This is a genomic window from Kitasatospora sp. NPDC006697, assembly GCF_042869935.1.
Lineage (GTDB): Bacteria > Actinomycetota > Actinomycetes > Streptomycetales > Streptomycetaceae > Kitasatospora.
Genome location: NZ_JBIAGU010000026.1, coordinates 68,070 through 92,557, shown reverse-complemented (window position 1 = coordinate 92,557; position 24,488 = coordinate 68,070). Strand labels below are relative to the sequence as shown.

Annotated in this window: 23 protein-coding genes; 10 read left to right on the top strand and 13 right to left on the bottom strand. The window is 75.0% G+C overall.

Annotated features, from left to right (window positions below; genetic code table 11):
- Window positions 1-7: 7 nt before the first annotated feature.
- From ACFYNO_RS29780 to ACFYNO_RS29760, 5 genes are all read right to left on the bottom strand, one after another.
- Entirely contained in the window at window positions 8-667 is a 660-nt protein-coding gene (locus ACFYNO_RS29780; protein WP_388019344.1) for a zinc ribbon domain-containing protein, read from the bottom strand.
- Window positions 668-747: 80 nt separating this feature from the next.
- Entirely contained in the window at window positions 748-2,082 is a 1,335-nt protein-coding gene (locus tag ACFYNO_RS29775) for a hypothetical protein (protein ID WP_388019341.1), read from the bottom strand.
- A 136-nt stretch (window positions 2,083-2,218) separates the two neighbouring features.
- Window positions 2,219-2,488, bottom strand: a complete 270-nt coding sequence (gene tatA, locus ACFYNO_RS29770; RefSeq protein ID WP_388019338.1) for a Sec-independent protein translocase subunit TatA — start codon at window positions 2,486-2,488, stop codon at window positions 2,219-2,221.
- Between the two features lie 201 nt (window positions 2,489-2,689).
- Window positions 2,690-3,031 (bottom strand): DUF202 domain-containing protein, encoded by a 342-nt coding sequence (locus ACFYNO_RS29765; RefSeq protein ID WP_388019335.1) that lies wholly within the window; start codon window positions 3,029-3,031, stop codon window positions 2,690-2,692.
- Complete coding sequence (locus ACFYNO_RS29760) at window positions 3,028-3,387, bottom strand: YidH family protein (protein ID WP_388019332.1); 360 nt, start codon at window positions 3,385-3,387, stop codon at window positions 3,028-3,030. Before ACFYNO_RS29760 ends, ACFYNO_RS29765 begins: the two co-directional genes overlap by 4 nt.
- A 142-nt stretch (window positions 3,388-3,529) precedes the next feature.
- Between ACFYNO_RS29760 and ACFYNO_RS29755 the strand changes: the two genes are divergently transcribed.
- On the top strand, window positions 3,530-3,793 hold the full coding sequence (locus tag ACFYNO_RS29755; protein ID WP_388019329.1) for a hypothetical protein: 264 nt from the start codon (window positions 3,530-3,532) through the stop codon (window positions 3,791-3,793).
- Here the strand turns inward: ACFYNO_RS29755 and ACFYNO_RS29750 are convergent, their stop codons facing one another.
- Both ACFYNO_RS29750 and ACFYNO_RS29745 read right to left on the bottom strand, forming a co-directional pair.
- Window positions 3,794-5,476, bottom strand: coding sequence for a class I adenylate-forming enzyme family protein (locus ACFYNO_RS29750; RefSeq protein WP_388019326.1), 1,683 nt, complete (start codon window positions 5,474-5,476; stop codon window positions 3,794-3,796).
- 65 nt (window positions 5,477-5,541) lie between these two features.
- Entirely contained in the window at window positions 5,542-6,699 is a 1,158-nt protein-coding gene (locus ACFYNO_RS29745) for an acyl-CoA dehydrogenase family protein (RefSeq protein WP_388019323.1), read from the bottom strand.
- A 245-nt stretch (window positions 6,700-6,944) separates the two neighbouring features.
- Here ACFYNO_RS29745 and ACFYNO_RS29740 point away from each other — a divergent pair, with 245 nt between their 5' ends.
- Window positions 6,945-8,222, top strand: a complete 1,278-nt coding sequence (locus ACFYNO_RS29740; protein ID WP_388019320.1) for a TetR/AcrR family transcriptional regulator — start codon at window positions 6,945-6,947, stop codon at window positions 8,220-8,222.
- Here ACFYNO_RS29740 and ACFYNO_RS29735 read toward each other — a convergent pair.
- Window positions 8,204-8,518, bottom strand: a complete 315-nt coding sequence (locus ACFYNO_RS29735) for a hypothetical protein (RefSeq protein WP_388019317.1) — start codon at window positions 8,516-8,518, stop codon at window positions 8,204-8,206. The genes ACFYNO_RS29740 and ACFYNO_RS29735 overlap by 19 nt on opposite strands.
- Window positions 8,519-8,780: 262 nt before the next feature.
- Here ACFYNO_RS29735 and ACFYNO_RS29730 point away from each other — a divergent pair, with 262 nt between their 5' ends.
- The 6 genes from ACFYNO_RS29730 (at window position 8,781) to ACFYNO_RS29705 (ending at window position 18,845) form a co-directional block, all read left to right on the top strand.
- Window positions 8,781-10,694: an ATP-binding protein gene (locus ACFYNO_RS29730; protein ID WP_388019314.1), complete on the top strand. Its 1,914-nt coding sequence runs from the start codon at window positions 8,781-8,783 to the stop codon at window positions 10,692-10,694.
- Entirely contained in the window at window positions 10,691-13,048 is a 2,358-nt protein-coding gene (locus ACFYNO_RS29725; protein ID WP_388019311.1) for a hypothetical protein, read from the top strand. Before ACFYNO_RS29730 ends, ACFYNO_RS29725 begins: the two co-directional genes overlap by 4 nt.
- A 200-nt stretch (window positions 13,049-13,248) precedes the next feature.
- A complete protein-coding gene (locus ACFYNO_RS29720; RefSeq protein ID WP_388019308.1) occupies window positions 13,249-15,054 on the top strand; it encodes a threonine/serine exporter family protein in 1,806 nt (601 codons plus the stop codon).
- Window positions 15,055-15,065: 11 nt separating this feature from the next.
- Entirely contained in the window at window positions 15,066-16,064 is a 999-nt protein-coding gene (locus tag ACFYNO_RS29715) for a hypothetical protein (protein ID WP_388019305.1), read from the top strand.
- Window positions 16,065-16,227: 163 nt separating this feature from the next.
- Window positions 16,228-17,517: a C40 family peptidase gene (locus tag ACFYNO_RS29710; RefSeq protein WP_388019302.1), complete on the top strand. Its 1,290-nt coding sequence runs from the start codon at window positions 16,228-16,230 to the stop codon at window positions 17,515-17,517.
- 65 nt (window positions 17,518-17,582) lie between these two features.
- Entirely contained in the window at window positions 17,583-18,845 is a 1,263-nt protein-coding gene (locus tag ACFYNO_RS29705) for a GNAT family N-acetyltransferase (protein ID WP_388019299.1), read from the top strand.
- A 7-nt stretch (window positions 18,846-18,852) separates the two neighbouring features.
- Here the strand turns inward: ACFYNO_RS29705 and ACFYNO_RS29700 are convergent, their stop codons facing one another.
- Window positions 18,853-19,608: a TetR family transcriptional regulator gene (locus ACFYNO_RS29700; protein WP_388019296.1), complete on the bottom strand. Its 756-nt coding sequence runs from the start codon at window positions 19,606-19,608 to the stop codon at window positions 18,853-18,855.
- 57 nt (window positions 19,609-19,665) lie between these two features.
- On the opposite strand from ACFYNO_RS29700, the gene ACFYNO_RS29695 reads away from it, so the two are divergent.
- The gene (locus ACFYNO_RS29695; RefSeq protein ID WP_388019293.1) at window positions 19,666-20,184 is read left to right on the top strand and encodes a GNAT family N-acetyltransferase; all 519 of its coding nucleotides are present in this window, start codon (window positions 19,666-19,668) and stop codon (window positions 20,182-20,184) included.
- A 3-nt stretch (window positions 20,185-20,187) separates the two neighbouring features.
- On the opposite strand, the gene ACFYNO_RS29690 is transcribed toward ACFYNO_RS29695, so the two are convergent.
- Window positions 20,188-21,378, bottom strand: a complete 1,191-nt coding sequence (locus ACFYNO_RS29690) for an MFS transporter (protein ID WP_388019290.1) — start codon at window positions 21,376-21,378, stop codon at window positions 20,188-20,190.
- Between the two features lie 131 nt (window positions 21,379-21,509).
- Between ACFYNO_RS29690 and ACFYNO_RS29685 the strand changes: the two genes are divergently transcribed.
- The gene (locus ACFYNO_RS29685; protein WP_388019287.1) at window positions 21,510-22,481 is read left to right on the top strand and encodes a LysR family transcriptional regulator; all 972 of its coding nucleotides are present in this window, start codon (window positions 21,510-21,512) and stop codon (window positions 22,479-22,481) included.
- A 3-nt stretch (window positions 22,482-22,484) separates the two neighbouring features.
- Here ACFYNO_RS29685 and dmpI read toward each other — a convergent pair whose 3' ends face one another.
- The 3 genes from dmpI to ACFYNO_RS29670 all read right to left on the bottom strand — a co-directional run bounded on the left by dmpI (window position 22,485) and on the right by ACFYNO_RS29670 (window position 24,426).
- A complete protein-coding gene (gene dmpI / locus ACFYNO_RS29680) occupies window positions 22,485-22,736 on the bottom strand; it encodes a 4-oxalocrotonate tautomerase DmpI (protein ID WP_388019451.1) in 252 nt (83 codons plus the stop codon).
- Between the two features lie 57 nt (window positions 22,737-22,793).
- The gene (locus ACFYNO_RS29675) at window positions 22,794-23,705 is read right to left on the bottom strand and encodes a LysR family transcriptional regulator (RefSeq protein ID WP_388019284.1); all 912 of its coding nucleotides are present in this window, start codon (window positions 23,703-23,705) and stop codon (window positions 22,794-22,796) included.
- A 103-nt stretch (window positions 23,706-23,808) separates the two neighbouring features.
- Complete coding sequence (locus tag ACFYNO_RS29670; protein WP_388019281.1) at window positions 23,809-24,426, bottom strand: YceI family protein; 618 nt, start codon at window positions 24,424-24,426, stop codon at window positions 23,809-23,811.
- Between the last annotated feature and the right edge of the window lie 62 nt (window positions 24,427-24,488).

The following is a 24,488-nucleotide window of genomic DNA, read 5'->3' as shown; positions in this document are numbered from 1 at the left end:
CCGGGGGTTACTGCCGGTGCCCGCAGCCCGGGCAGAAGGCGGCGCCGGCCGGCACCTCGCCACCGCAGGAGGTGCAGTGCGCCGCGTGCGCCAGCCGGTATCCACAGCCTGTGCAGAACGCGCCGCCGTGCGTCTCGGCAGCGCACTGCGGGCAGACCAGCTGCCGCTCGGCGGCCACGTCGTAGCCCGAGCCGGCCTGCTGGCCGGCCGCGTAGGCGCGCTCGGTGACCTGGTCGTTGAGGCCGCGCTGGCGGGCCGCCTCGGCCTCGGCGGCGGTGTCGGGGGCGCAGCCCAGGCAGAGGCCCTTGGCGGTGTTCCAGCACTTGTCGCAGACGTGGTGGGTGCACCGGGCGCAGCGGTGGAAGTGCTGCTGGGAGGTGGTGATGGCGCGCTGGAAGGCGGCGTCGTGGGCGTTGCCGTAGCCCGCGCCGGCCAGGCCGTCGGCGGCGTTGCTGATGGTGCTGGCGTTGCCGCCGAAGAGGTTGTAGGCGGCGCCGATGCCCTTGTTGATCCAGCCCGCCGCCCGCCCGGTGGTGAAGGCCTCGAACGGGGAGCGCCAGGTGTCCCAGCAGCGCTGGCAGTTGAACTCGAACTGGAATCCGGCGCCGGTTCCGTGCTGCTCGCTCAGGTCCCGGTAGTTGTTGTTGAACGAGATCTCGCTGCTCATCGGGTTGCCCCCCAGGTGGTGGTGTGGTCCGTCGCCCAGCGCCTACGACGCGCCGCGCCCCTGGGTGGTTCTACCGATAATCAGCCGGTATCGCCAGTCCCTGTGAGCGCTGACACCTCATCAGCTCCACCGGAGCTTCCCGGTTCGTCCAGGAACTCCACCACCGCCAGCACGACCAGCAGCACCACCGCCATCCAGATCAGCACCAGCCCGGTCGGATAGCTCCAGGTCAGCAGCACCACCACGGTGACCAGCACCGCGCCCCAGTCCAGCCAGGGCTTGAACCGGTGGACGAACCGGCCGACCGGGCCCAGCCGCAGGCCGATCCGCTGGGCGGTCTCCCGGACCGCCCCGATCCCGGCCCGCCAGAGCGCCCGCACCGAGCCGGCCCGCCGGCCCGGTCCGCTCAGCCAGGCGCCGAGCGCCACCAGCAGGCCCAGCACCACCACCAGCCGCACGCCCGCGTGCAGGTAGCGGACCAGCGCGTCGTAGACCGCGCCGGCCGCCGGCTGGCTGACGTCGGCCGGCAGCCGGTCCAGGTAGAGCGCCCGGAAGACGTCCAGTCCGATCCCGAGCAGCAGCGCCCCGGCCGCCATCGCGAGCGCCGTGGTCACCACCGCCCGCCGCCGCCGGGCGGCCGCCAGCACCCCGCCGACCGCCAGCAGCACCGTCACCACCGGCAGCCAGAACCCGGCGATCTGCAGCAGCCGCAGCAGGGTGCGGACCTTGCCGATGTCCGGCGACTCCACCAGCACGTACTGGGTGTGCACGGTCGGGATCCGCGCCGCCACGCCGAGGCCGGCGCCGACCAGTTGCTGCTTGACCTGGTCGATCACCGGCGCCAGGTCGAGGGTGACGGTGTTCCCGCTCACCTGCACGGCGCCGCCGCCCTGCCCGGTCAGCGCCCGGTCCAGGGTGGTGTGGGCGTTGCGGTTCACCTCGGTCCACAGGGTGGCGAAGCCGTCGCTGGCCACCACCTTGGCCACCTGGTCGTGGACGAAGCCGGAGATCGCGGTGGTCGCCGCGCCGCCCAGCGCGTTCAGCAGCTGGTTGATCAGCGGGCGGTCGGCGGGGGCCAACTGGTTGACCAGCGAGTCGACCGGGAGGTACTGGACCAGTTGGTCGGTCACCCGGTCGGTGATCGCCGCCTGCACGGCGGGGTCCCGGGCCAGCGGGGCGACGGTGGCCACGTACCGGTCGGTGTCGGTCAGCTGCGACCTGGTCCAGGCGGCGACCACCGAGACCGGGGTCAGCACGGCGGCCAGCGTGATCAGCAGGGCGGAGAGCAGGGCGAGCAGTGGGCGGCCCGGGCCGCGGCGGCGGCCGCCGTGCTCCAGCTCGGCGACCCGCCCGCGCAGGTGGGCGAGTTCGTCGTCGGGTTCGCCGGGGGCGGGACTGGTCGGATCGCTGGCCATTCCCCAAGGAGATACCAGGACAAAACGGACGGCCAGTCGACGCGTCCGACTGTGCCCGGGAACGCCGGAGCCCCTGACCCGCCGTCGTCCGACGGCGGGTCAGGGGCTCCGGGCCGCGCTGCGTTCCCTAGGGTGCTCAGGCGGTGGTGTTGTTCTTGACCGCGTCCTCGGCCTTGGTGACGTTGACCGACTCCACAGCGGGACGCTGCTCGGCGGCGGTCGACTTGGCCGTGCCGTCGGTGCCCGTCGAGTCGTCCTCGCGCATGGCCTTGGTCTCGGCCTTGAGGATGCGCATCGACTTGCCGAGGCCGCGTGCCATCTCGGGCAGCTTCTTCGAGCCGAACAGCAGGATGATGACAGCCAGCACCACCAGGAGGTGCCAGGGCTCCAGACCGTTGCGGAACATCCCTGACCACCGGTCCCTTCGGTTTTCTCGCCGTTGCAGAGTCGGACGGGCCGCCCGACTCTGCAAGTATGCCTAACCGGGGGCCGGAACGTATACACCGGATGGGAAACGGCGGTCAAAGAGGCGATGACGTGGGCATCCGGTCGACTTTCGGACAGCGTGGTCTCGACCACACCCGGGGCCGGGGGGTAGCTGCCCTGGTCAGCGCCTCGGCAGGTGGTGCAGCAGCACCGCCCAGGCGCCGCTCGCGGCCGCCAGCGCGACCGTTCCGGACACCAGTCGCAGCGGCAGGGCGCCGACCGCGCGCGGCGGTCCGGGCAGCAGCCGGCGGCGCCTGGCCAGGCCGAACACCCACATCCCGCAGGCGGACAGCGCGAGCACCGAGCCGAGGACGGCGAGCGGGAGTTCGTGGTGGGAGAGCGCCGTGCGCAGCACCAGCGCGGCGTTCACCGCCAGCACCAGGGCGGTGCGGCTCCAGGCGAGCAGGGTGCGCTCGGCCTGCAGTCCCGGATCGTGCGGCGGCGCGGCGGGCGCGCCGCTCACCAGCCGGACCCGACGATCAGCACCGAGAAGACCACGGCAGCCACCACCACGCAGACCGTGCAGACCAGCAGCACCGGGGTGTGCGGCAGCGCCCGCCCGGCCCGCATCGCCCGCTCCACCGCGGCCCAGCGCCGATAGGCCGCCGTGCCGAGCAGCGCCCCGCCGAGCGCCAGCACCACGGCGAGCGCGGCCCGCACCGGCTCGGGGGCCAGACCCGGGGTCAGCTGGTCGATCGCCACCGCGCCGGCCAGCAGGGCGAGCGCGGTGCGGATCCAGGCGAGGAAGGTGCGCTCGTTGGCGAGCGAGAACCGGTAGTCGGGGTCCTCGTCCTCGCGCCGCCAGGCCGGCTCCGGCATCGGACGGCTCCCTCCCGCTCACCGTGCACAGGGTCCAGCCGACCCTAGGGGCTGCTCGGCGCCGGAGCGGGCAGCGCCGCGCGGGACCCGGTCGGACCCGCTCGGGGTGCGGGGGAGCGGCGCAGAGCCGATGGTTGGTCACATGATGAACACTCAGAAGATCTTCGCGGGCTTCCAGCCCAACCGGAAGCTGATCGCCGCGGGCCTGGTCCTCGGCGGCGTGGGCTCGGTGGCGGGCCTGGTCGGCACGGTGCTGGTCGGCGCGGCGCTGGCCACGGCCGGGCGCAGCTGGCTCAAGCAGTTGGAGAGCGCCCCGGCCGAGCGGGCGGCGCGCACCCTGGCGCAGGCCAAGGCGGCCTCCCAGGCCGGTCTGGACGCCTGGCGCAGCGCGGCCCCGGCCAACTGACTACGGCTCGAAGTCCGCGCGCAGCTCCCGCTTGAGCAGCTTGCCGAGGGCGTTGCGCGGCAGCTCCCGCTCCCGCACCACCAGGTGTGCCGGGACCTTGAACGCGGCCAGCCGGGCGGCCACGTGGGCGCGCAGCTGCTCGGGGCCGGCGGTGGCGCCGGGCCGCAGCCGCACCACGGCGGCCACCTCCTCGCCGAGCGCCGGGTGCGGCACGCCGAGCACGGCGGCCTCGGCGACGGCCGGGTGCTCGGACAGCACGCCCTCCACCTCCACGCAGTAGACGTTCTCGCCGCCGCGGATCACCAGGTCCTTCAGCCGGTCGACCACGTAGACCTCGCCGTCCCGCACCCGGGCCAGGTCGCCGGTGCGGAACCAGTCGCCGCTGAACGCCGCCGCGGTCGCCTCGGGCTGCTGCCAGTAGCCGCGGAAGACGGCCTGGCCGCGCAGCCACAGCTCGCCGACCTCGCCCTCGGACAGCGGCTCGCCGTCCGGGCCGGCGATCCGCACGGCCAGGGCGGGGGAGGGCAGGCCGACGCTCTCCGGGTGCTCCAGGTAGCGGGCGCCGACGTTGGCGAGCACCCCGCCGCAGGTCTCGGTCAGCCCGTAGCCGTTGCGCGGCTCCACCCGGCCGGCGAACCGGCGGCCGATCCGCCGGGCGAGGTCGGGCGGGGCGGCCGAGCCGCCGGTGTTGAAGAGCGTCAGGCTGGCCAGTTCCAGCCCCTGCCGGTCGGCCTCGTCCAGCAGGGTGAGCGCGGTGGCCGGCACGCCGCTGAAGGCGGTGGCCCGGTGCTCGGCGATCAGCTCCAGCGCGCGCCGCGGCTCCCACTTGCGCATCAGCACGGCCTTGCCGCCGTTGGCCATCAGCGGGAAGAGCGTGGTGAAGGCGGCCACGTGGAAGAACGGGAAGGTCAGCAGGGCGGTCTGGGGCGGCAGCGCCGACGGGTCGCGGCCGGCGCAGAGCGCGGCGCCGGCCGAGAAGAACCGGGCGGAGACGGTGGCCGCGCACCAGGAGGCCTGGGTGGCCACCACGCCCTTGGGCCGGCCGGTGGTGCCGGAGGTGTACATGATGGTGGCGTCGTCGCCCGGGGCGATCGCCACCTCGGGCGCCCGCTGTCCGGGGTCCGGCTCGGGCAGCTCCTCGAACCGCTCCACCCGGGGTCCGGCCGGTCCGGTGGCGCCCACGGTCAGCAGCCAGGGCGGGTCGGCGCGGCCGGCCCGCCAGGGCGCCATCCGCTCGGCGCGCTCCGCGTCGGTGACCAGCAGCCGCGGCGCGCAGTCGTCCAGCGCCTCGGCCAGCTCGGCCGGCTGCCACCAGCCGTTCAGCGGCACCGCGACCAGCCCGGCCAGCTGGGTGGCCCAGAACGCCACCTGCCACTCGGGCAGGTTGCGCATCGCGATCGCCACCCGGTCGCCGGGGCGCAGCCCGTGGTGGCCGAGGAACCGGTGGGCCAGGGCGGCGGCGGCCGTGCGCAGGCCGCGGTAGCCGAGCACCCGGCCGTCCAGCTCCAGGAACGGCCGGTCGCCGTGCACCGCGGTGCCCGCCAGGAAGTCCCGCAGCACGGCCGGGCCCGCCGGGTAGCGCAGCCCCTCCGGCGTCTCGGCGGCGGCGAACGGGCTGCCGGGGGCGGTCAGCGCGGCGCGCACCCGGGTGACGGTGGCGAGCGAATCGGAGCCGGTGGCCATGCGCGTCCTCCTCGACGGTGGAACAGCGGTGCGGGGCGGGGGCCGTGCCCCCGCCCCAGGCGGCCTTACAGGCCGATCGACTTGGCGATGATGGTCTTCATGACCTCGCTGGTGCCGCCGTAGATCCGGAAGACCCGGTTGTCGGTGTAGAGGCGGGCGATCGGGTACTCCAGGATGTAGCCGTAACCGCCGTGCAGCTGGAGGCACTTGTCCACCACGACGGAGGCCGCCTCGGTGGTGAAGAGCTTCGCCTCGGCCGCGTCCGGCACGGTCAGCTCGCCGTTCTGGTAGAGCTCCAGGGCCTGGTCCACGAAGGCCTGCATCGCGGTGACCTGGGTCTTGCACTCGGCCAGCACGAACTTGGTGTTCTGGAACTCGGCCACCGCCTGGCCGAAGACCTTGCGCTCCTTCACGTACTGCACCGCGAAGTTCACCGCCGCGGCGGCCACCGCGTAGGCGCCGACGGCGATCGCCAGGCGCTCCTGCACCAGGTTGTGGGTGAGGTAGCTGAACGCCTTGCCCTCCTCGCCCAGCAGGTCGGCGACCGGCACCTTGACGTCCACGAAGGAGAGTTCGGCGGTGTCCGAGGTGCGCAGGCCGATCTTCTGCAGCTTGCGGCCGACCGTGTAGCCCTCCGAGGTGGTGTCCACGCAGAGGATGGACAGGCCCGCCCGGCGGTTGTTCGGGTCGTACGGGCTGGTCCGGGCCACCACCAGCACCAGGTCGGCGAGCACGCCGCCGGTGATGAAGGTCTTGGCGCCGTTCAGCACGTAGTGGGTGCCGTCCTCGGACAGCTTGGCGGTGGTGGTGATGCCGGCCAGGTCGGAGCCTGTGCCCGGCTCGGTCATGGCGATCGCGGTCATCAGCTCGCCGGAGACGAAGCCGGGCAGCCAGCGCTGCTTCTGCTCCTCGCTGGCGTACTCCATCAGGTAGGGCAGCACCAGGCCGGTGTGCACGCCCGAGGAGCCGAAGCTGACGCCGGCCCGGGCGGTCTCCTCCATGATCACGGCCTGGTACTTGAAGCCGGTCTCGCCCGCGCCGCCGTACTCCTCCGGCACCTCGATGCCGAAGACGCCGAGCTCGCCGAGCTTGTTGTAGAAGTCGCGCGGCGGGTGCCCGGCGGCCTCCCAGCTCTCGTAGACCGGCACGACCTCGCGGGCGATGAAGTCCCGGATGGTGGCCCGGAACGCCTCGTGGTCCTCGTTGTACACAGTGCGGCGCACGACGGCGCTCCCTTCGCACACAAGTCGGCCCGGCGGCCCGCAGGGGTCCTGGCCGCGCGGGCGGCGCCGGGTTGATCCCGCTCAAGTTAATCCCCAGTAGCTTTTGCTGTCCAGAGTCGTGGCCGCGCCGCCGGACTCCGGATCCGGACGTCGTCCGGCCCCGCGGCAGTGGACCTGCACGGCCTTTATGTGAATCATTGCTAGCCGGGCCGAGGTGGCCGGGCGGGCGGCGGAGGAGGCGGCGGATGGCCGGTGCGACAACGGTGGCGGCGGCCCGCCGGCCGCGCGGGCGCCGCGGCCAGATCCTGCGGGCCGCCGCCGAGCAGTTCCACCGGCGCGGCTACCACCAGGTGGCGATGGCCGAGGTGGCCGCCGCCGTCGGGATCACCGCGCCCGCGCTCTACCGGCACTTCCGCGGCAAGCCCGAGCTGCTGCGGGAGGCGGTGCGGGCCGGGCTGGCCGAGCTGGACCGGGCGGTCGGCGAGGCGGGGCGGGCGCCCGGGCCGGGCCCGCGGGCGCTGGCCGCCGCGCTGGCCGCCGTCGCGGTGGAGCAGCGGGCGCTCGGCACCCTCTGGCAGCGCGACGCCCGGCTGCTGCCGCCCGCCCAGCGGGCCGGGCTGCGCCGCCAGCTGCGCGCCGCGGTGCGCGCGGGCGCGGCCCAGGTCAGGTCCGTGCGCACCGAATTGACGGAGCATCAGGCCGAACTCCTGGTCCGGTCGGCGCTCTCGGCCGGCGGCAGCCTGTCGTACCACACCTTCGCCCCGCCCCGGCGCCGGTTCGAGCAGCTGGTCGGCGGGCTGCTGGCGGGCATCCTGGACGCTGACGTGACGTCAGATACGGTGAACACGGCCGAAGGTGGCGCCGAGACGGAGCCGGTGGGACGCCGGGATGAGCTGCTGGCGGCCGCGGTGCGGCTCTTCGACGAGCACGGCTTCGACAACGTCAGCACCGGCCGGATCGGCGCGGCCGTCGGCATCGCCGGGCCCAGCCTCTACAAGCACTTCCCGACCAAGGCGGACCTGCTGGCCGCCGCCCTGGTGCGCTGCCGGGAGCGGCTCTGGCACGAGGTGGCCGGCACCCTGGCCGGACCGGGCTCGCCGGCCGCCGCCCTGGACCGCGGGCTGGCCGCCTACCTGGACTTCGCCCGGCGCCACCACCACTACCTGGGCGCGATGGTCAGCGAGACCGAGCGGCTGGCCGAACCGGACCGCAAGCGCGCGGTGGACTTCCGCCGCGACTTCCTGCGGCTCTGGGTGGACCTGCTGCGCCGGGTGCGCCCGGAGTACGACAAGGCCGAGGCCCGGATCCGGGTGCACGCCATGTTCGCCGTGGTCAACGACGGCGTGCGGCTCCCGGCCTGGCGCGGCGCGGGCCGGGACGCCGCCGGGCCGGCGGGGCCGGCGGGACTGGCGGGGCTGGCGGCCACCGTGTTGGGGGTGGCCGGGGGCGGAGAACGCGCGGGGGTGGACCCGGAGACCGGGCCCACCCCAGGAGCGTGCGCGGATCAGCCCGCCGGTGCGTAGTGCACCGCGTGCAGGAAGTCCAGGTTGCCCTGCAGCGCGCCGACGTTGCCCGAGTTGCCCGCCACCAGGGCGGAGTTGTTCTGGTTGCTGCCGCCGGAACCGGTGGCCACCTGCTGCGAGCCGTTGGCGTTTCCGGCCACGCTGCCGACGATGTTGCCGGAGCCCCAGTTGCTCACCACGCTGCTGTTGGAGCCCTGGCCGGCGCTGGCACCGTTGTCCGCCGAGGCGGTGCCGATGCCGAGCAGGAGGAAGGCGCCGAGCGCGGTGACGGCGGTGAGGGCACGGGTACGGGACACGATGGTCTCCCTAGGAGTACTGGTACTGCTGCGAGTTGGCGCTGACGGGGTGGCCGCCCCGGGTGCGCCGCTGGTCTGACGTCGCACCGTCAGCTTCGCCCGCCACGGCCCGCGCTGACCAGGGGATCCCGCCCGATTCCCCCGATGGAGTCATATTCCCCGGAAATCCGTCATGTCAGGTTTGGACCCTCCGCGCCCGTCCCATGCGGCGCACGCCTTATCAGGTGGTCCGGCGTTTGTCAGACTGGCAGACTGGGGCCTCATGTCTGAAGGTCAGGAGAACCTGCGCACCACCGAGGTCGATCTGGGCGGCCTGGTGAGCGTCCTCGCCACCCATCTCTACTCCACGCCGCTGGTGGCGCTGCGCGAACTGGTCCAGAACGCGCACGACTCGCACACCCGGCGCCGCCTGGAGGACCCGGCGGGCGCCGCCGGCCACCGGCCCCGGATCACCGTCACCGGCGACCCGGCCCGCCGCAGCATCGCCATCGAGGACACCGGTGCCGGGCTGACCGAGCCCGAGATCCACGCCTACCTGGCCACCGTCGGCACCGGCTACACCCGGCTGCTGCGCGAGGTGACCGGCAACCAGGAGCTGATCGGCGCCTTCGGCCTCGGCTTCCTCTCCGCCTTCTCGGTGGCCGAGGAGGTCACCGTCACCACCACCTCGCACCGCGAGCCCGGCCTCGGCCACCGCTACCGCAGCCGCGGCGGCGAGCAGTACACCGTCGACCCGGTGCCGGCCCGCCCGCAGCCGGGCACGGTGGTCGAGCTGGTGCTCAAGCCCGAGCACGCCCAGCTCGCCGACGAGGCGGCGCTGCGCGAGGTGCTGAGCCGGTACTGCGTGCTGCTGCCGGTCCCGGTGCACGTCGGCGACGACGAGCAGGCCGTCAACTCGGTGCCCGTGCCCTGGCGCGAGCCGCTGCCCGAGGGCGACCCGCACCAGGCCCGGATGGAGTTCGCCGGCGCCTTCGGCCGCCGCTACGAACCGCTCACCGCCTTCCCGCTGCGGCCCGCCGACGAGGCCACCGACGCCGTCGGCCTGCTCTGGGTGCAGGGCGGCGGCAGCTACGGCAGCAGCGACAACCGCGACCTCGCCGTCTACCTGCGCGGCATGCTGCTCGCCGAGGACGCCCGCGACCTGCTGCCCAGCTGGGCCGGCTTCATCGGCGGCGTGGTCGAGTCCAACCGCCTCACCCCCACCGCCAGCCGGGAGGACCTGCAGCGCGACGAGCACTACCGGGCGCTGCAGCGGGCGCTGACCGAGGCCGTGATCGACGGCCTCTACGAGACCGCCCGGCTGCACCCCGCCGCCTGGCGCCGGATCCTGGCCCGGCACGGCGAGGCGCTGCTCGGTGCGGCGCTCTGCGACGACCGGCTGCTCACCCTGCTCGCCGACGACGTGCCGGTGCCCACCTCCCAGGGCGACCTGACGGCGGGTGCGCTGCGGGCGGCCGGCTCCGGCGCGGTGCACGTGGCGCTCGGCTCCGGCGGCGGCTTCGAGGAGATGCTGTACCGGGCGATGCAGGTGCCGATCGCCCGCGGCGACCGCTACGCGGTGCTGCCGTTCCTGCGCCGCTACGCCCTGCTGCGGGACTGCCGGATCGTCGAGCTCGGCAGCGAGAGCGGCAACCGGGAGCTGTTCCGCGACCCCGAGCAGCCGCTGCCGGCCGAGGAGGCCCGCTGGCTGGCGGCCGCGCTGGCCGACGAGGGCGAGCAACTGGTGCCGGCCCGGTTCGACCCGCCCGGCCTGCCGCTGGTGCTGGTGCCGGACCGGGAGGCCGAGCTGAAGGCCCGGATCGAGGACGACCAGGCGGACGCCCGGATCCCGTCCGCCGCGCTCCGGCTGGCCCGGGCCTTCACCGCGCGCACCGACGGCACCGTCAGGGCCCGGCTCTACCTGAACACCGCCGCCCCCGCCGTGCACGACCTGCTGCGCGCCTACCGGGAGGGCCACACCGGCGCCGCCACCGCCGCCGGGCTGCTCCGCTCGCTCAAGGTGATCATGGCGGCGGCCGGTCCGGACGGCCGGGCCGGCACCGACCTGTCCGCCGCGCTGGCCGGCATCGGCACCGCCGTGGCCGCGCTCACCGCCCCGGCCGCCGCGTTGTCGGTGGACCTCGGCAGACTGCTCCAGGAACCACAGGGCGGGTCGGGCGAGGACGGGGAGCGATGAGCGCGAACATCTGGGACTGGGTCTACGACACCCACACCCACCTGGTGGACAGCGGCCAGCACCGGCTGGCCACCGCCCTGGTGGAGATCGCCGGGCACGCGGTGGACGGCCGCAACGACCAGCTGGACGCGATGTTCCCGGAGGCGCTGGCCTCCGCGCGGGCGCTCGGCCTGCCCTGGGTCGAGGTCTTCCTGCGGCACTGGCGGCTGCAGAACCTGCTGAACAAGCGCCACCAGGGCGAGCAGGCGATGTCCGAGGCGGTCTCGCTGCTGGAGTTCGCGCACCGGGAGGAGACCGCGGGCTGCCCGCAGTCGGTCTGCGCGGTGCAGGACTTCACCATCTGCCACGCCAACATCGACGGCCCCGGCTACGTGCCGGAGCGGCTGGCGGTGCTGGAGGAGGCGCTGGAGCGGGTCGAGCCGGCCCGGTCCTGCTTCGACTGCCTCTCCCGGGAGTACGCCGACACCCTGGAGGACGACGGCCGGGCCGATGCCGCGCTCGCCCACCTGGACCGGGCCCAGGCCCGGATCACGGCGGCGGGCGAGTCGGTCTCGCTCTCCTTCGGGCACGCCCGCGCCTCGGCGCTCCACCGGCTCGGCCGCCACCAGGAGGCGCTGGACGCGGTGGCCGCCGCCGAGCAGGCCTACACCAAGGCCGGCCACAGCCTGGACGAGGACGACCGGCGCAAGCTGGGCGTGATCCGGGCCCGGCTGCTGGCCACCCTGGGCCGCTACGAGGAGGCGCTGGAACAGCTGCCGCCGGCCGGGCAGGCCGACGAGTTCGCCGACATCCGGCACCGCTGGGCCGACACCGCCGAGCTGCTGGTCGCGGCCGGCCGGCTGCCCGACGACGCCGAGCTGGGCGGCCGGCTGGCCGCCTGGGTCTCCTACCTGGACGCCGCCGGCTCGCACCGGCCCTGTCTGGACCTGGCCCTGACGGCCGGTCGGCTGGCCGTGCGGCGCGGCGCCCGCGAGGTCGCGCTGGCCCTGGTGGCCACCGGCGAGCGCAAGCTGGCGCTGCTGCGCCGCACCGACCAGGTCGGCGAGCAGCTGGCCGAGCTGCGGACCGCCGCGCTGGCCCTGCCGCGGGCCGAGCTGCCGGTGCCGCCCGGGGAGCTGCTGGACCACCTCGGCGCCCGGGAGGGCGAGGTCGACCCGGAGCACGACCTGGAGCTGCTGACCGCCGCCGGGGAGCGGGCCGGCGAGCTGGACCGGGCGGCGGCCACCGACCTGCTGCTGGCCCGGGCCGGGCTGCTGGCCTCGCTGGGCCACGAGCAGCGCTCGGCCGCGCTGCTCTGGGAGCGGCTGGAGCAGGACCCGGGCCACCAGGACCTGATCGGCATGCTCGGCGCGGTGCTGATCGACGGCCGGGACGGCGAGGGGCTGCGCCGGCTCGCCGACCGCATCGCCCCCGCCGACGCGCACTGGCTGCGGGCCCGCTGGGCGATGGCCGAGGGCCGCTGGCAGGAGGGTCTGGAGCAGGCCGAGGCGCTGCTGCTGCTCTCCCCGGAGGGCATCAACCCGCGCCGGCTGGGCGCCGCCGCGGCCACCGAGCTGGGCGACCACGCCACCGCCCAGCGGCTCTACCAGGAGCTGCTGGAGCACGCGCTGCCCGCCGAGGGCACCCCGCCGGAGCTGCAGTACCGCACCGTGCGCTCCGCCGACCTCTGGCAGCTGATCACCGCGGCCACCGCCAACCGCGACTGGGCGGTGGTCCGGGAGACCGGCGCCCGGCTGGGCATGGAGTTCGACCGGCCGGAGGGGCCGATCGACGAGGAGTGGCAGTACGTCACCGTCCGGGCCCGGCGCAGCAACGGCGCGCAGGCCGACCTGCCGGCCGTGCGCACCGGTCCGGCGACCGCCCGGATCCTGCCGGTGCTCGGCGAGGACGTGGCGCTCAACCACGGCGACGTGGTGGTCTTCGCCCCCGCCGTGCTGGAGCCGGCTCCGGGCGAGGAGGCCACCGAGGAGGAGCGGGAGCGCTGGCGGCCGACCTTCGAGCTGCTGACCCTGCTCGACCCGGCCGGATTCACCACCTGGTACGTGGACGGCGCCTGGCCGGGCGGCCCGCAGTGGGAGGAGCTGCGGACCGGGCTGCGCGAGCGCGGCTTCGGCATCTGGGCGTACAGCGGCCGGCAGTACCTGGTCACCGATCCGGCCACCGGCGAGGAGGAGCTGCCCGGCATCTACGCCGCCGTCGGCGTGCCGCCCACCGCCTCCGCGGCCGAGGCGGACGCGCTGCTCACCGAGCTCACCGCCGGCTGGCCGCACCCGCTCAGCTGGCTGGACCTGGCCTCGGCGGCCGGCGCCGACCCGGCCCCGCACCGGGACGTGGTGGAGCGTTACGGCCTCTGAGTGGTCACGGACGACGGCTGGTAACCCGCCTCGGGTGGCATCGCCTGGGGTGGGCTGCTGGTCGTATCGTCTGCATGGTCTCCCGCATGGTCCGACCGGGTGCGCTGGGTAGCCGGGGCGGGCCGACTTGTCCATATGCGTCACGACCTGACGTACGGCAAGGTGGAGGCGAAGATCACCAGCAGTGAGGAGCAGCGGCAGTGCCGAAGCGGGGCCGACGGGGCGGGAACGAGCCGGAGAGCGGCGGTGGCCGGCCGGTGCGGCCCGCCGACGCCCCGCCGACCGAGGGGCTGCTGGCCAACCCCGCACCGCCGGCCGACCAGGTGCAGCTGATCCCGCTGGCGCCGCTGCCGCTGGAGACCGAGGGGCTGCTGACGCCCGCTCAGCACGAGCCGGCCGTGCCCTCCCCCGAGGAGGAGCCGGCCCCGTCGCTGGCCGACACCGAGGAGTTCGCCGCCTTCGAGGCCTTCGGCGGCGGCTCCGAGGACACCCTCTCGCCCGAGGTCTGGCGGGCCGTCGGCTACAACCCGCCGACCGGCGCCGCCCCGCCGTTCGGCGCGGGCCGCCCCGGTGCCGCCCCGTGGCCGGACCGGATGCGCACCCTGCTGCGCACCCCGATGTCCGAGCGCCCGGCGTACGAGCGGGTGCCGCACGAGGCCAAGCCGGAGGCCAGCTCCCGCAACGTGCCCCGGGTGCTGGACCTGTCGCTGCGGATCGGCGAGCTGCTGCTGGCCAGCGGCGAGAGCGCGGAGGACGTGGAGGCGGCGATGCTCGGCGTCACCCACGCCTACGAGCTGGACCGCTGCGAGCCGCAGGTCACCTTCACCCTGATCTCGATCTCCTACCAGCCCTCGCTGGTGGAGGCGCCGGTCACCTCGGCCCGGGTGGTCCGCCGCCGCACCTCCGACTACACCCGGCTCGCCGCCGTCTACCGGCTGGTCGCCGACATCACCTCGGAGCACCTCTCGGTCAACGACGCCTACCGCCGGCTCGCGGTGATCCGCCGCAACCGGCACCCCTACCCGCGCTGGCTGCTCTCGCTGACCGCCGGCCTGCTGGCCGGTGCGGCCACCTTCCTGGTCGGCGGGCAGGTGGACGCCAAGGCCTGGCTGGTCTTCCTGAACGCGGTGGTCGCGGCGGTGATCGGCGACCGGCTGGCCTCGGCGGTGGCGGCCCGCGGGCTGCCGGAGTTCTACCAGTTCGTGCTGGCCGCGATGCCGGCCGCACTCTCCGGCATCCTGCTCTCGCTCAACCACCTGGGCCTGCGCGGCTCGGTGGTGATCACCGGCGGCCTGTTCGCGCTGCTGCCCGGGCGGGCCCTGGTGGCGGCCGTGCAGGACGGCCTGACCGGCTTCTACATCACCGCGGCGGCCCGGCTGCTGGAGGTGGTGTACCTGGTGGCGGGCATCGTGATCGGGGTGATGCTGATCCTCTACGCCGGGATCAACGTCGACGCCCAGCTCAGACCCGACGAGTCGCTGATCGGGGTCAACAACCCGCCGGTGCAGCTGGTCGCCGCGATGATGCTGACCCTGACCTTCGCGATGCTGCTGCAGAGCAGCCGGCGCACCCTCGCCCTGGTCACCCTGAACAGCGGCATCGGCTGGTCGGTCTACGGGGTGCTGGCGTACACCGCCGGGGTGTCGGCGATCGTGGCCACCGGGATAGCGGCGGGTGTGGTCGGCCTCTTCGGCCAGCTGATGGCCCGCTACCGGTACGCCTCCGCGCTGCCCTACGTGACCGCCGCGCTCGGCCCGCTGATGCCGGGGTCGGCGCTCTACCTGGGGATGCTCTCGTTCGCCCACGGCCACCCCTCGGCCGGGCTGGTCTCGGTCAGCCGGGCGGCGGCGATCGCGATGGCGCTGGCCATCGGGGTGAACCTCGGGGGCGAGGTGGCGCGGCTCTTCCTCAAGGTCCCTGGTCCGGGCGCGGGCGGGGGCAGCCTGGTGCCCTACCTGACGCTCGGCGGGCCGCGGCGGGCGGCGAAGCGCACCCGCGGCTTCTGACCGTCCGTTGAGTGGGGCAGGACGACGATGACCGCACGGGCGAGGAAGTACCGCTGATGCAGTTGGCCGGGCTGGTGGAGGGATACCGCGCGCACATCGTGGTCGCGCACAAGCAGCCGCTCTTCCTGCTGCTGGTCGGGTTCATCAGCTCCTTCCTCTTCATCCGGTTCAGCGTCCGGATGATCCGGGCCCGGGTGCGCTGGTGGCCGGGCAACGTCACGCCGGGCGGGCTGCACATCCACCACATGGTCTTCGGGGTGGGCTGCCTGCTGGTCTCCGGCATCGGGGTGTTCGCCACCAACGGCGGGCACCCCTGGATCGACTGGTTCGGGCTGCTGTTCGGGATCGGCTGCGGGCTGGTGCTGGACGAGTTCGCGCTGATCCTGCACCTGGAGGACGTCTACTGGAGCGAGCAGGGGCGCAAGTCGGTGGACGCGGTGATCCTCGGCATCCTCTTCACCGCGCTGCTGCTGACCGGCTACGTGCCGCTGGCGGTGCCGGGCCAGAGCGGCTCGGAGGGCACCGGGCGCTGGGGCCTGGTCGCGGTGATCTCGGTGAACGCGCTGATGTCGGTGGTGGCGCTGTTCAAGGGCAAGCTGTGGACCGGGCTGCTCGGGATCATGGTGCCGGGCCTGTCCTGGGTGGGCGCGATCCGGCTGGCCCGGCCGTCCAGCCCGTGGGCCCGCTGGCGTTACCGCGACCGGCCGCGCCGGCGGGCCCGGGCGCTGCGCCGGGAGCGGCTGCTGCACGCCCGGGTGGACCGGGCCAGGACCTGGCTCTTCGACCTCATCGCGGGCGCACCGGACAAGGTGCCGGCGCACCACGCGGTGACCCACCGGATGGCCGAGGCGATGGCCGCCCGGGCCACCGCACACCTGGACCCGGCCCGGGCCGGCCGGAGCGACCGGAATGCCGAGCGGGCCGCCGAGCGGGCGGCGGACCAGCGCCGCCGCACCGTGCACGCCGGCCGGGTCCGGCCCTACCGGGCCCGGCGCCGCCGGAGCTCCTGACCCGGTCCGCGCACCCCGGGATCACCCGTACGGGGCTGGTTCGTCCACGATCTCACCCACATGGAGGGCATGGGGCTGGCCCTGACCCGGTGTCGGCTCTGAGAATATTACGTCGGGTGACTGAATAGTCACGTGATGGGATATTTCATTGACCGTTGAACAGATGATCCTCCGTCCGATCCTGCGGCCGCTCGGCCTGCTGCTGGCCCTCGGGGTGCTCCTCGGGCCCGCCGTGGAGCCCGCCGCCGCGAGCTCCCCGGCCCGCCCCGCGGCGGCCCCGGCCGAGGACCCGCCCGCCCCCGACGGCCAGGCCTACCCGAGCACCGGCGAGATCGACCGCTCCCGGGCCGAGGCCGACCGCCGGGCCGCCGCCACCACCGCCATCGAGACCCAGCTGGCCGAGGCGGGCACCGAGCTGGACCAGGCCGCACAGCGCACCGAGCAGGCCGTGGAGGCCTACAACGGCGCCCAGGCCCGGCTCACCCGGGCCCGGTCCGCCGCCGAAGCCGCCGCCACCCGGGCCGCCGAGGCCGCCGGGGCCCGCGCCGACGCCGCCGAACAGGCCGAGGCGCTGGCCGCCGCCAGCTACCGCAGCGGCACCTCGCCGGAGCTCGCCGCCTTCAACGACCTGCTCGGCGCCCGCGGCCCGCGCGCCGCCGGCGAGCAGGCCGCCGCCCTGGGCGCGGCCGGCCGCACCACCCGGCAGATCCTGGACGCCGCCACCCGCACCGCCGCCGACGCGGCCGACGCCGAGCGCGCCGCCCGGGACCGCGCCGACGACGCCGAGCGGGCGGCCGGCGCGGTCGCCGAGGCCAAGCGCCAGGCGCAGAGCCGGCAGACCGCCCGCGGGCTGCTGGTCGCCGACCTCGGCAGGCGCCGCGAGCGGCTGCTCGCCGAACTCGCCGCCGCCCGCAGCACCACCGTCGACCTGGAGCGCCGCCGGCAGGCCGCCCTTGAGCAGATCGCCGCCCAGCAGGCCGAGGCCGCCGCCAAGGCCGCGGCCGAAGCGGCCGCCGCCGCTGCCGAGACCGCGGAGGCCGCCTCGTCCGCAGCCAGGCAGCAGCAGCCCGCCGCCGCACCGGCCGCCGCCACCGGCGCGCAGGCCGCCCTGGACTTCGCCCGCGCCCACCTCGGCCTGCCCTACGTCTGGGGCGGCGAGGGCCCGGACGGCTACGACTGCTCCGGCCTGACCATGCAGGCCTGGCGCCGGGGCGGCAAGCACCTCACCCACTTCGCCGCCGACCAGTACGCCGAGTCCACCCCGGTCGGCTACCACCAGCTGCTCCCCGGCGACCTGGTCTTCTGGACCCACACCGGCAAGGCCGCCGACATCTACCACGTGGCCGTCTACCTGGGCGGCGACCGGATCATCGAGGCCCCGCGGACCGGCGACGTGGTCAAGGAGGCCAGCCTCTGGATCCTCGGCACCCCGGACTTCTACGCCCGCCCCTGACGGACCGCCGGACCGCCCCGGGAAATTCGGATGCCGGGGCGTGGCGTCCGACCTACGGTGGGCCGATGAGCAGCCACGCCGCCGACGGCATCCGGATCAGGCCCATCACCGAAGCGGAAGTGGGCCGCTGGGGCCGGGCCGTGAGCCGCGGCTTCCACCGGGCCGGCGTGCCGGACGCCGAGGAGCTGCGCCGGATGCGGCACTTCCCCGGCCGGGCGCTGGCGGCCTTCGACGGGGAGGCGATCGTCGGCACCCTGCGCAGCATGCCCTACGAGCTGACCCTGCCCGGCGGCGCGCTGCTGCCGGTCTCCGCCGTCACCGGTGTGACGGTCGCCCAGACCCACCGCCGCCGCGGGCTGCTCACCCGGATGATGGCCGAGGAGCTGGCCGGCGCCCGCGACCGGGGCGAGGCGGTGGCCGTGCTGATAGCCGCCGAGTACGGCATCTACGGCCGGTACGGCTTCGGCCCCTCGACCCGGTACGAGGGCTGGACCGTCGACCTGCTGCGGGCCGGCGGGCTGCGCGCCGACCTGCCGGCCGGCGAGGGCCGCGAGGAGTTGGTCTCGATGGCCGAGCTGCGCGAGCTCGGCCCCGAGCTGCACGAGCGCTGGCGCCGCACCCGGCCCGGCGCGATCGTGCGCGACGAGGTGTTCTGGAAGACGGCCACCGGCGAGCTGGAGGTGCCCGGCCTCACCTGGCAGGAGCCGTTCGCGGTGGTCCACCGGGATGCCGGAGGCACCGTCACCGGTCTGCTGGTCTACCGGATCGAGGAGAAGTGGGAGCGGGCCACGGCCGACGGCGTGCTGACGGTCGCCGACTTCCTGGCACTGGACCTGGCCGCCGAGACGGCGCTCTGGCGCTACGCCTGCTCGGTGGACTGGGTGCGCACCGTGGTCGCGGCCAACGTCGGCCCGGACAGCCCGCTGCCGCTGCTGCTCACCGACCCCCGGGCGGCGAGCCGGCACGAGGGCGAGTTCGACTACACCTGGCTGCGGGTCCTCGACGTGCCGGCCGCCTTCGCCGCCCGTGCCTACCCCTCCGCCGTCGCCGCCGAGCTGGTGCTGGAGGTGGCCGACGCCCAGGGCTTCGCGGCCGGCCGCTGGCTGCTGCGCACCTGCGCCGACGGCACCGGCAGCGCCGCGCCCAGTACGGCCGAGCCCGACCTGCGGCTGGACGCCTCCGCCCTCGGCAGCCTCTACCTCGGCGCCGAGAAGGCCGCCCGGCTGCACGCCGCGGGCCGGATCGTGGAGCTGCGCCCCGGTGCGGCCTTCACCCTGGACCTGATGCTCGCCACTCCGCTGAAGGCCTGGAACGCGGACACCTTCTGAGCCGCCGTCAGCGGCCGGGCGCGGCCTTGCCGATGGTCGGCAGGATGAAGTCCTGGATCAGGCCCTTGGCGTCCCGCACGATCGGGCGGAACACCTTGTACCGGGAGAGGTTGATGACCCGGGCCGCCATCGGGGTGGAGCGGCGGACGAACTCCCGGGTCCGCGCGGTGCCCGGGGTGCGGTCGAAGACCCAGTAGAGGACGACCACCATCAGGTGCAGCCAGAGCACGTCGGGCAGCAGCTCGACCAGCTCGCGGTCGAGCTTGGGCGCGAGCTCGGAGCCGGTCAGCACGTCGCGGAAGAGCTCCACGGCGGTGGTGCGGGCCGGGTGGGACTCGTTGGAGAACGGGCTGAGCGAGCTGGTGGGGTCGGCCGCGGTGCGGAAGAACTGCGCGGCGAACTCGTGGTACGGCTCGGCGGTGTCGATCCAGGAGGTGATCGCGATCTCCAGGCGCTGCGCGAAGTCGCCGGTGCCGGCCATCCGGCGGCGGGCGTCGGCCGCGTGGTCGTGCGTCATCCGGTCGTAGAAGCCCTGGATCAGGAACTCCTTGCCCGCGAAGTAGTAGTACGCGTTGCCGACCGAGATGCCCGCCTCGGTGGCGATGGCCCGCATGGTCGTCTTCTCGTAGCCGCGCTCCTGGAAGAGCCGCATCGCGGTCTCCAGGATCAGCGCCCGGGTCTGCTCGCTCTTGTCGGTCTTGGGCAGGGCCCGCCCGCCGGGGAGCTCGGGGGCGCCGGTGTCCTTGTCCTTCGGCTTGTCCACGTTGGCCGACCCTACCTGGCTCTGGTGGGCTGCCGCGGTTCGTGCCAGGATCGCTCGATGATCACCATTCGCCGCGGGACCGCCGCCGATGCCGGGGCCGTCGCCGAACTGCACACCGAGAGCTGGCGCACCGCCTACGCCGGGATCGTGCCGGCCCAGGCGCTGGGGGACGGGCTGGGCGAACAGCGGCGGGAGATCTGGGAGCTGCGGCTGCTCGCCGGGTACGGTGCCGGGGAGCAGCCGGAGCTGCTGATCGCGGAGCCGGCGGACGGCGGGGCGCCGGTCGGCTTCGGCTACCTGGTGCCGCAGCCGGACGGCCGGGTGCTGCTGGAGAACCTGCACGTCCGGCCCGGGCGGACCGGCGGGGGCACCGGCGGCGCGCTGCTCGCCGCCGCCCGGGAGTGGACGGCGGAGCAGCACCCCGGCGCGCCGCTCTACCTGGAGGTGCTGCGGGACAACCACCGCGCCGTCGCCTTCTACGAGCGGGCCGGCGGGCAGCGCACCGCCGAGCGCAGCTCGCACTTCCCGGGCGCCGGCGAGCTCCCCGAGTACGAGTACACCTGGCCCAACCCGTAGGGGCTAGACGGTCACCGGCTCCAGCCGGTGCCGGGCGGTGTGGGCGAGCAGCAGGGCCAGCACCGCCGCCCCGGCCGGCAGGGCGAAGCCGGCGGCCGGGCCGGTGTGCTGGATCAGCAGTCCGCCGAGCGCCGAGCCGGCCGAGCTGCCGGTGACGATCGCCGAGACCGCCGCCGCCAGGCCCGCGTTGAGCGCGCCGGGCGGGAGCAGCCGGGTCAGCAGGGTCATGCCGCTGACCATGGTGGGTGCCGTCCCGGTGCCCGCCAGCAGCATCGCCACCGCGAACCCGCCCAGGCCCGCGTCCAGTCCGGCCGCGGTGAGCGGGAGCAGCAGCAGGGCGGCCATCGCGGCCAGGCCGAGCAGCAGCCGCCGCACCGCGCCGCCGCCGCGCACCGCGCGCAGGCCGAGCAGCAGGCCGGCCGCGCAGGAGCCGGCCGCCTGGAGGCCGAGCAGCAGGCCCGCCGCCGAGCGGTGGCCGTGCCCGCCGGCCCAGGCCAGGGTGCTGATCTCCATCGAGCCGAAGAGCAGTCCGGTGCCGAAGAAGACCGCCAGCAGGGTCGGCACGCCCCGCCCGCCGGGCCGGTCGGCGCGGCCGGCCGGGTGCACCGGCGGCTCGGTGGCGCGCTGCAGGGCGAAGCCGATCCCGCCGACCGTGGTCAGGGCGCTGATGGTGAGCAGCCCGGCCTCCGGCCAGGCGGCGCAGAGCAGCATGCCGAGCACCGGTCCCGCGGTGAAGCAGAGTTCGTCCAGCGCCTGCTCCAGCGCGTTGGCGCTGTGCAGGGCGGCCGGGTCCGCCCGGTGCAGTACGGCCCAGCGGGCCCGGGCCATGCCGCCGAGGTTGGGCGAGGTGGCGGCGGCGAAGGCGGCGGCCGCCAGGGCCCAGGCGGGCGCCTGGGCGTGGATCAGCAGGACCAGCGCCAGTTGGGGGAGGGTGGAGCCGAGCGCGGAGGGCAGCGCGACCCGGTACTGCCCGTACCGGTCGACCAGCCGGCCGAGCAGCGGCAGGGCGACGGCGACGCCGAGCAGCCCGGCGGCCGAGACGGTGCCCGCCAGTGCGTAGGAGTGGCGGCGGGCCACCACGGCGGTCAGCACGCTGACGCCCTGCATCGCGTAGCCGAGCCGGCCGAGCAGGCCGAAGAGGGTGAAGGCGAGGGCGCCGCGCGGGGCGAAGGCACGTCGGTAGGCGGAGAACACGGAACTCCAGGGAGGTGGGGTGGGATTGACCCCAGCCTGGCGGCCGCCGCCGGGCCAGGTCCAACACCTGTTCCGCGCGATTGACACATTCCTGTTGTGAATCCCGCCCGCCGCCTTGTACGCTCCCGCGCATGCCCGCCGACCTGCACCCGCGCCTGCTGCGCGGCTTCGTCGCCACCGCCGAGACCCTGCACTTCGGGCAGGCGGCGGCCCGGCTGCACGTGGCCCAGCAGGCGCTCAGCCGGGACATCCGGGCGCTGGAGAAGCTGCTCGGCCGGGAGCTGTTCGCCCGCACCACCCGCAGCGTGGCCCTCACCGCCGCCGGTGAGCTGCTGCTGCCGCAGGCGCGCCGGCTGCTGGCGCTGCAGCAGGAGATCCTGGCGCCGCCCACCGGGCCGGTGCTGGTCGACCTCAACAGCGCCGTCAGCGGCGCGGACCTGACCGTGGACCGGATGCTGGCGGCGGCCCGCGCGGCCGACCCGCAGGTCGCCCTGCTGGCCCGCTACCACGGCGGACTGGCCGCCGGGGCACGGGAGTTGCTGGCCGAGCGGCTGGACGTCTCGTTCGGCTGGTTCGGCGGACTTCCGGCCGAGCAGCGGGCCCGGCTGGCCTGGCACCCGGTCCGGCTGGAGCGGGTGGCGCTGCTGCTGCCCGAGGCCCATCCGCTGGCCGGGCACCAGGTGATCCGGCTCGCCGCGCTGGCCGGCCACCCGGTGGACGTCTGCGCGGGCAACCCGGCCACCACGGAGTGGACGGCCTTCGGCGAACGCCTGCTCGCCGCCCACGGGCTGACCGCCGCCGAGCCGCTGGCACCGCCGGTCGGGGCGGCCGAGACCGCGCACTACCTGACCCGGCACGGGCGGCCGATGCTCACCACCACGGGCGGCCCGCAGCTGCCCGGCGCGGTGACCCGCCCGCTGGCGGATCCCGCGCCGCTCACCCTGGTCAGCCTGGTCCGGCGCCCCGGCCCGATCGCCCCCGGGATCCGGCTGCTGCTCGACCAGGCCGCCGAACTCGGCTCCGCCGAGGGCTGGTTGGAGCGCCCGCCGGGCTGCTGGCTGGCGCCGGAGGACGAGGCGCTGCTCAGCGCCCGTACCGACTGACCGTCACTTCTGCTTGTCGGCGGTCAGCTTGCCGCCCGCGCCCCAGCTGTCGGTGGGCACCTCCTGGATCCAGACCTGCACGGCCTCGGCGGGCACCTGGAGGGCGTCCACGAAGGCGTCGGTGATCCGGGCCACCAGCTCGCGCTTCTGCTCGACGCTGCGGGGGCCCTGCTGGACGGTGACGATGGGCATGACCGGCTCCTCGGTTCTGTGGCCCGCCCCGGCCGTTCCGGGGCTTCCTGCCGACGGGAACAGTCCATCGCAGCGGGCCCCTCGCGACCCAGACCCGATCGGCGCTCGCAGCGATCACGATCACTGATCGCCGCTGGCCAGGGCGGGTTCCGGGGTGCCGAGGGCGGTGAGCAGCAGTTCCAGGGCGGGGGAGAGCGGGCCGCGCCGCACCGCCAGCGCGGTGGGCAGGGCGAGGGCGGGGTCGGCGAACGGGACGAAGGCGACCCGGGGGATCCGCATGATCCGGGCGTTGCCCCCGTAGACCACCGTCCACATCGGGGTGCCGGAGCCGATCGCGGCCAGGGTGTCCTGGAGGGTCTGCGAGACCGGGCCGGGGATCGGCTCGAAGCCCGCCGCGTGGCAGGAGTCCAGCACCAGGTCCACCAGCGCGGGGTTGTTGCGGCGCTCGGTGAGCCGCAGCGGCAGCGCGGCCAGCTCGGCGAGGTCCAGCGCCGGGCGCTCGGCCAGCGGGTGGCGGGCCGGCACGGCGGCGACCAGCGCGTCCTGCCAGAGCGGGAGATGGGTCAGTTCGGGGGAGTGCTCGGGGAGCGCGCCGCGGACGAAGGCGGCGTCCAGCCGTCCGTCGGCCAGTCGGGCCAGCCGCTCGCGCACCGGCGCCGAGACCAACTCGACGCGCAGACCGGGGGCTTGGCTCTCGAAGGTGTCCAGGATGCGGTCCAGCCGCTCGCCCAGGCCGGTGATGGTGCCCAGGCTCAGCACGCCGGTCCGTCCGGTGGCGAGCCCGGCGGCGACCGCCCGGGCCGCGTCCTCCGCGGTGAGCACCGAGCGGGCGGCGGGCAGGAAGGCCTGTCCGGCGGGGGTGAGCCGGACGGTGCGGGGGTTGCGGTCGAAGAGCTCGACCTTCAGTTCGCGCTCCAGGCGGCGGATCTGCTGGCTGACTGCCGGCTGGCCGATCAGCAGCCGCTCCGCGGCCCGGCCGAAGTGCAGCTCCTCGGCCACCGTCACGAAGTAGCGCAGCTGGCGCAGCTCCACCGCAGGTTCCCCCGTTCCCTGGTCCCCGGCCATCCTGCCGCACGGGCGGGATCCGGGGACCACGGGGAAGGGAACGGCGCGTGTCGGGGGAGGTGGCGGCGGCTCAGGCGCGGACGGCGGAGATGTCGAAGCTGAGCTTGACCTTCTCGCCGATCAGCACGCCGCCGGTCTCCAGCGCGGCGTTGTAGGAGAGGCCGAACTGGGTGCGGTCGACCACGGTGCGGCCCTCGAAGCCGAGGCGCTGGATGCCGTACGGGTCGGTGGCGGCGCCGGTGAAGTCCAGGTCCAGCACGACCTGGCGGGTGGTGCCCTTGATGGTGAGGTCGCCGGTCATCCGGTAGGTCTCGCCGTCCAGCTGCTCGGCGGCGGTGCTGCGGAAGGTGATCTCCGGGTGGGCCTCGACCTCGAAGAAGTCGCCGGTGCGCAGGTGGCCGTCGCGCTGCTCGTTGCCGGTGTCGATGCTGGCGACCTGGATGGCCAGCTCGGCGGTGGAGGCGGCGGGGTTGGCGCCGTCCAGGTGCAGCTTTCCGGTGTACTCGGCGAACTCGCCGCGCACGTTGGTGACCATCGCGTGGCGGACGGCGAAGCCGATCCGGCTGTGCGTGGTGTCGATGGTGTAGTCGCCGGTGAGGTGGGCCAGGTCCGGCGAGGCCGGGGTGGCCACGGCGGTGGCGGTAGCGGTGGCGGTGGTCTCGGCCGACTTGCGGTTGAAGATGCCCATGGCGGTGGCTCCTGGTGGTCGTGCGAACGCTGGTTTAGCGTTCAACTTCTCCGGGACTCCAC

Bases quoted from the DNA above. Each gene is read 5' to 3' on its own strand.
- ACFYNO_RS29780 (WP_388019344.1), bottom strand. From the start codon at position 667: ATGAGCAGCGAGATCTCGTTCAACAACAACTACCGGGACCTGAGCGAG.
- ACFYNO_RS29775 (WP_388019341.1), bottom strand. From the start codon at position 2,082: ATGGCCAGCGATCCGACCAGTCCCGCCCCCGGCGAACCCGACGACGAA.
- ACFYNO_RS29685 (WP_388019287.1), top strand. From the start codon at position 21,510: ATGCCCGCCGACCTGCACCCGCGCCTGCTGCGCGGCTTCGTCGCCACC.
- ACFYNO_RS29725 (WP_388019311.1), top strand. From the start codon at position 10,691: ATGAGCGCGAACATCTGGGACTGGGTCTACGACACCCACACCCACCTG.
- ACFYNO_RS29760 (WP_388019332.1), bottom strand. From the start codon at position 3,387: ATGCCGGAGCCGGCCTGGCGGCGCGAGGACGAGGACCCCGACTACCGG.
- ACFYNO_RS29730 (WP_388019314.1), top strand. From the start codon at position 8,781: ATGTCTGAAGGTCAGGAGAACCTGCGCACCACCGAGGTCGATCTGGGC.
- ACFYNO_RS29695 (WP_388019293.1), top strand. From the start codon at position 19,666: ATGATCACCATTCGCCGCGGGACCGCCGCCGATGCCGGGGCCGTCGCC.
- ACFYNO_RS29755 (WP_388019329.1), top strand. From the start codon at position 3,530: ATGATGAACACTCAGAAGATCTTCGCGGGCTTCCAGCCCAACCGGAAG.
- tatA (WP_388019338.1), bottom strand. From the start codon at position 2,488: ATGTTCCGCAACGGTCTGGAGCCCTGGCACCTCCTGGTGGTGCTGGCT.
- ACFYNO_RS29670 (WP_388019281.1), bottom strand. From the start codon at position 24,426: ATGGGCATCTTCAACCGCAAGTCGGCCGAGACCACCGCCACCGCTACC.
- ACFYNO_RS29740 (WP_388019320.1), top strand. From the start codon at position 6,945: ATGGCCGGTGCGACAACGGTGGCGGCGGCCCGCCGGCCGCGCGGGCGC.
- ACFYNO_RS29710 (WP_388019302.1), top strand. From the start codon at position 16,228: ATGATCCTCCGTCCGATCCTGCGGCCGCTCGGCCTGCTGCTGGCCCTC.
- ACFYNO_RS29705 (WP_388019299.1), top strand. From the start codon at position 17,583: ATGAGCAGCCACGCCGCCGACGGCATCCGGATCAGGCCCATCACCGAA.
- ACFYNO_RS29750 (WP_388019326.1), bottom strand. From the start codon at position 5,476: ATGGCCACCGGCTCCGATTCGCTCGCCACCGTCACCCGGGTGCGCGCC.